Annotated in this window: 8 protein-coding genes; all 8 read left to right on the plus strand. The window is 46.8% G+C overall.

Features of this window, described 5'->3' with window-relative positions:
• Window positions 1-20: 20 nt before the first annotated feature.
• Window positions 21-164: a hypothetical protein gene (locus QZV24_RS10605; RefSeq protein ID WP_363138206.1), complete on the plus strand. Its 144-nt coding sequence runs from the start codon at window positions 21-23 to the stop codon at window positions 162-164.
• Window positions 165-400: 236 nt separating this feature from the next.
• On the plus strand, window positions 401-1,315 hold the full coding sequence (locus QZV24_RS09905; RefSeq protein ID WP_294523396.1) for a ketopantoate reductase family protein: 915 nt from the start codon (window positions 401-403) through the stop codon (window positions 1,313-1,315).
• A 70-nt stretch (window positions 1,316-1,385) separates the two neighbouring features.
• Window positions 1,386-1,796, plus strand: coding sequence for a thioesterase family protein (locus tag QZV24_RS09910; protein WP_290655052.1), 411 nt, complete (start codon window positions 1,386-1,388; stop codon window positions 1,794-1,796).
• Between the two features lie 28 nt (window positions 1,797-1,824).
• Window positions 1,825-2,394 carry a hypothetical protein gene (locus tag QZV24_RS09915; protein WP_294523399.1) on the plus strand — a complete coding sequence of 190 codons (570 nt, stop codon included), beginning with the start codon at window positions 1,825-1,827 and terminating at the stop codon, window positions 2,392-2,394.
• 14 nt (window positions 2,395-2,408) lie between these two features.
• Window positions 2,409-3,071 carry a F420-0:Gamma-glutamyl ligase gene (locus tag QZV24_RS09920; RefSeq protein WP_294523401.1) on the plus strand — a complete coding sequence of 221 codons (663 nt, stop codon included), beginning with the start codon at window positions 2,409-2,411 and terminating at the stop codon, window positions 3,069-3,071.
• Window positions 3,072-3,134: 63 nt separating this feature from the next.
• Window positions 3,135-3,884: a ribonuclease PH gene (gene rph, locus QZV24_RS09925; RefSeq protein ID WP_294523403.1), complete on the plus strand. Its 750-nt coding sequence runs from the start codon at window positions 3,135-3,137 to the stop codon at window positions 3,882-3,884.
• Window positions 3,884-4,477 carry an RdgB/HAM1 family non-canonical purine NTP pyrophosphatase gene (gene rdgB, locus QZV24_RS09930; protein WP_294523404.1) on the plus strand — a complete coding sequence of 198 codons (594 nt, stop codon included), beginning with the start codon at window positions 3,884-3,886 and terminating at the stop codon, window positions 4,475-4,477. Before rph ends, rdgB begins: the two co-directional genes overlap by 1 nt.
• Window positions 4,474-4,919: metallophosphoesterase (locus QZV24_RS09935; RefSeq protein WP_294523405.1), on the plus strand; the 446-nt coding region annotated here is incomplete at its 3' end. The genes rdgB and QZV24_RS09935, both read left to right, overlap by 4 nt.

Here is a 4,919-nt window from a genome sequence, read left to right on the forward strand (position 1 = left end):
TTACTGGTCAAGAAGCGGCCATTTTGGGCTATATTGACCCGTTAGTGGCTGTGTTAATCTCATACTTTGTTTTCCATGAGAGTCTGACTATTACCCAAGGGGTAGGGGGTGTTATGATTTTGGGATTTGATCTATGGAACGAGGTCACTCAATCGGCCAGTTAGAGAATTCCAATCAATAGTGATGGAGAAATTTTTAAAATAAACAATAATTAGTATTGTAATGTGCAGCAATGAAATTGTACAATCAAGAAAGGAAAATGAGACTTATTAAGTTGGCTTTTTAGATTTCCACTGATTTTAGCCGAATAAATACAGAACTCTGCGGGTGCTATGGTTCTTATCTGAGAGATGGGAGCTCTGGCACCCGTTGGTGTAAGGCAGAGAGGGAGGAACTGTATATGAAATTTTGTATTTTTGGGGCTGGGGGAACCGGCGGAACACTGACAGCTTATTTGGCTATGGCGGGCAATGATGTGACACTTATTGCCAGAGGCGCTCATCTGCAGGCCATACGGGAAAACGGCCTTATCCTTCATACCAACCATCGGGGAACGGAAACTATAGAAAATATTACGGCCTGCACTGAAGCAGAATATAACGATTGCCCGGATGTGCTGTTTGTATGTGTGAAGTATTACAATATTGAAGATGCTATTGCCTTTGTAAAGGCTAAGATAAGCAAGGATACCCTTATAATCCCTATATTAAATGTGTTTGGGACAGGTGGGATAATGCAGGAGAAACTGCCGGAATATACCTGCCTGGATGGGTGTATTTATGTTATGAGTGAGATTGAGGCGCCGGGGATTATCTATCAATCCAACAAAATTCTTCGGGTGATTTACGGATATCGGCCGGGGCAGCCTGTTCGGTTGGAGAAAACAGCCCAGACACTGGAGCAGGTGTTGCAAAAAGCCGAAATAAGAGGTCATTTTAGTGAAAACATTGTGCGGGATGCTTTGCAGAAATTTGCCTTTGTATCACCAGCTGCGGCGGCAGGCGTGTATTTTGATGCCACCTGCGAGGCCTTTCAACAAACAGGTGAACCAAGGGATATGTTTGTGGGTCTGATAAAGGAGGTAGTGGCCCTGGGAAAGGCTATGGGAGTGGAATTCCAGCAGGACTTGGTGGAAGTGGGCCTGAATATGATGGACAATTTGAAGCCTGATTCTACCATGTCTATGCAGCGGGACATTCAGCAGGGCCGCAAGTCCGAGTTTGACGGGCTGGTGACAAGGGTAGTTAAGCTTGGGCAGGAATATGGTGTTGCAGTTCCCCTGTATGAGGTAATAAATGAGTGGGGAAATCCTTGACATTAAATAAGTATTGATTTATCCTTAATTAGTTGTGAATAAAGAATAATATGAGAAGGAGATGTATGTTGTGATTGCCACTGTACGCCATAAGGTAAATTTTTATGACACAGATGCAATGGCCGTGGTTCATCATTCCAATTACATCAGATGGTTTGAAATTGGCCGTGTGGAATTTCTCCGGGCGGCGGGCATTACCTTAAACCAGTTAATGGCGGATGGCTATGTTTTTCCAATCACCGAGGTAAGTGCAAAATATGTGGCTTCGGCCTTTTTTGATGATGAGCTGGTGATTGAGACGATTCCGGAGGCTCTGACAAAGGTTAAGATGGCCTTTAACTACCGGATATACAGGGCATCTGACAACACTTTGCTGGTGGAAGGACATACTCAAAATGTCTTCACCTCAAAGGAAACCGGCAGGATTACTCGTTTGCCGGATAAATACTATGATAAATTAAAGGTAATGATGGCTTTATAGGCCACTGCCAATGTGGAGGTTATTCTTAATGAATGGTTTAATGATAGTCGTTGGAGCTGTTGCTGCAGTTGTATTGCTGCTGGCTGTTTTGGTAAAGCTGTATTTTTGCTATACTGGTCTGGAAAATATTGTAGCAAAGGTAGACAGTCACAGTGCTTATACTGTGGATGAGCTGACGGAAACCAGTATGACCGTCAGCACAGTTGTTGAATTTGTAAATCTTGGTAAGCAGTGCGCTGTAGTGATGGACTGCTTTGTTCGCCCCCAGCTCCCTTATGAGCAGTATGATGGCGTTGAAATGAGGGGCCATGCGGAGCTATTGTCCGCTCCCCGTGAGGATGATTATTTTGAGGCTTATATCATTCAGCGGAAGGGGTATGGAAAGGATCTTGACCGCGCTGCCATTAAGGCTCAGATTAAGCTCATTGCCCGCCATGGCATGACCATTAAGGAAGCCATTTCCAAGATGCCTGACTTCAATTTCTTGATTATTTGGCTGGAAGCTGGCCGCATGGAGGCTCATTACCGTCAGGCTCGTATCGAGGTACCGGCAGCGGAAATTGCCAAACTCGTCGGCACTGAACTGGTTGAAGCATAAGGAGGGCATTTGACATGAGTAATGATGCAAAAATTGAACTGATTCCTATTCCTACAAGAATTCTTACTGATAAGGATAACATTATTGATACAGTAGAGCGTTATACCAAGGACAAGATTGGTTCTGATGATGTTATTTCTGTGGCGGAAAGTGTTGTGGCTATTACTCAGGGGCGGGCCGTGCGTCCTGAGGATTTGAAAATTACCAAGGTGGCAAAGTTTTGTTGCCGGTTTATCCCTGATTATGGCTCCTTGGCCACCCCACATGGCATGCAGTCCCTGATGGATGTGGAAGGAAAGTGGCGGGTAGCCGCAGCGCTCTTTGTAGGCTTTCTTGGAAAACTGATTGGCTTAAACGGTCTTTTTTACAAGTGGGGCGGTGAGCAGACAGCCCTTATCGATGATGTTACTGGTACAATGCCTCCATTTGATAAGCACATCGTTTATGGGCCAAAGGATCCTGACAAGGTGGTTGAACAGCTGAAGGAAAGACTGGGCTGTTTTGGTGCGCTGATTGCCGATGTAAATGATTTGAAGCGTTCTCGGGTCGTGGGCGAGTCCAAGGGCCTGGATGGTCAGAAGGCAGCGAATTTGCTGATTGACAATCCATTTGGTAACGCTTCCCAGAAGACCCCAATTGTAATAATTAAAAATTTCAAACAGTATCAGCAGGGATAAGACTGCTAAATGGAGAAAAGTGACTAGCGAAGGTGGTCACTTTTCTTGGCTTTGGAGGTAAATATGGCGAGAAAAAATGAACGGAAAAATGATGAACTGCGGAAATATAAAATTAATCGGTTTTTCCAGCAGCATCCGGCCGGGTCGGCCATGATAGAAATGGGCAAGACCAAGGTTATTTGTGCTGCTACAGTGGAAGAACGGGTGCCGGGATTTCTCAAGGGGACTGGGGAGGGCTGGCTGACGGCCGAATATTCTTTGTTGCCAAGTGCTACTCATACCAGAACCTCCCGGGAGGCGGCTCGAGGCAAGCAGACTGGCCGGACCCAGGAAATACAGCGGCTCATTGGTCGAAGCCTGCGTTCCGTTATGGATATGAAGGCTTTGGGGGAGCGGACTATCATTATCGACTGTGATGTTATCCAGGCGGACGGTGGGACCCGTACGGCATCTATAACAGGGGCGTTTGTAGCCTTGGTGGAGGCCTGTGCAACCTTTTATGACCCCGCTGCCGGCAAGCCGTTTCCGGTAAAGGATTTTTTGGCGGCCATCAGTGTAGGTATTTCCACCGAGGGGGATTTGCTGCTCGATTTGGATTATGACGAGGATTCCGGTGGTGTGGTGGATATGAATGTGGTTCGCACCGGTGAAGGGAATTTCGTGGAAATACAGGGGACCGGCGAAGGACGGCCGTTCACCCGGACGGAGATGAAAGACCTTATCGCTATGGCGGAAAAGGGCATTGATGAGCTGATTTCCTATGAAAAGGATATTCTGGGCAACGAATTGGTCTGGAAGGTAGGTCGGGAATAATGAAAAAGATTGTAATTGCTACTAAAAATAAAGGGAAAATTCGGGAAATGAAGGACGCATTTGCTGATTTGCCGGTGGAACTGCTGTCATTGGCTGATTTGGGCAAGGATTTTCCTGATGCCATCGAGGACGGAGATACATTTGAGGCCAATTCTATGAAAAAAGCCTGCCATTATCAAAAACTGACCGGTTTGGCCTGTCTGGCGGATGATTCCGGTCTGGAGGTTGAGGCGCTTAATGGAGCCCCAGGCGTGTATTCAGCTCGATTTTCCGGTGATAATGCCACAGATGAAAGCAATAACGCTAAGCTGCAGGCGGAACTGAAAAAGCTGGGGGTGACCAGCTCCAAAGCTGATTATCAGTGTGCCCTTACTATGGTTGATGTGGATGGCTGTACCCTGCAGACGCAAGGCTTTTGCCTGGGGGAAATAAGAACTACTGCCAAGGGAGATAATGGATTTGGCTACGATCCATATTTTTATCTTGGGGAAAAATCCATGGCGGAGCTGACCCTGGCCGAAAAAGGGGCTATCAGCCATCGGGGAGAAGCCCTGCGGACAATGGCCGTGCTGTTGAAGGAGTATCTGAAATGAGAATTGGGATAATGAGTGACAGCCACGGCAACACCATGGCGGTGGATCAGGCTATAAAAAAGGCTGGCCAGGTGGATTTGTGGCTTCATGCCGGCGACCTGATTCAGGATGCAGAATATCTTTCGATAGTTACGGGTAAAGAGGTAATCCATGTGGCAGGCAACTGCGATTGGCCGCAAAGCAGTGTGCCGGAGGAAATTCTTATTGAAAAAGCCGGGCATAAAATTTTTCTGTCCCACGGCCATATTTATGGCGTGAAGCGGGGAAATTCAGATTACTATCGGGCAGCTCTGGCCAAGGGGGCGGATGTTGCCATATATGGTCATACCCATGTGGCGGAAATTGATGAAAAGAAAAATTGTCTGATGATTAACCCCGGCAGTGTATCCCATCCAAGGGACGGACAGGCTCAATCCTTTATGGTACTTAATTTGCAGGGACA

The organism is uncultured Anaerovibrio sp., assembly GCA_902786545.1.
Taxonomy (GTDB): domain Bacteria; phylum Bacillota; class Negativicutes; order Selenomonadales; family Selenomonadaceae; genus Anaerovibrio.

Bases quoted from the DNA above. Each gene is read 5' to 3' on its own strand.
- QZV24_RS09905 (WP_294523396.1), top strand. From the start codon at position 401: ATGAAATTTTGTATTTTTGGGGCTGGGGGAACCGGCGGAACACTGACA.
- QZV24_RS09915 (WP_294523399.1), top strand. From the start codon at position 1,825: ATGAATGGTTTAATGATAGTCGTTGGAGCTGTTGCTGCAGTTGTATTG.
- QZV24_RS09920 (WP_294523401.1), top strand. From the start codon at position 2,409: ATGAGTAATGATGCAAAAATTGAACTGATTCCTATTCCTACAAGAATT.
- rph (WP_294523403.1), top strand. From the start codon at position 3,135: ATGGCGAGAAAAAATGAACGGAAAAATGATGAACTGCGGAAATATAAA.
- rdgB (WP_294523404.1), top strand. From the start codon at position 3,884: ATGAAAAAGATTGTAATTGCTACTAAAAATAAAGGGAAAATTCGGGAA.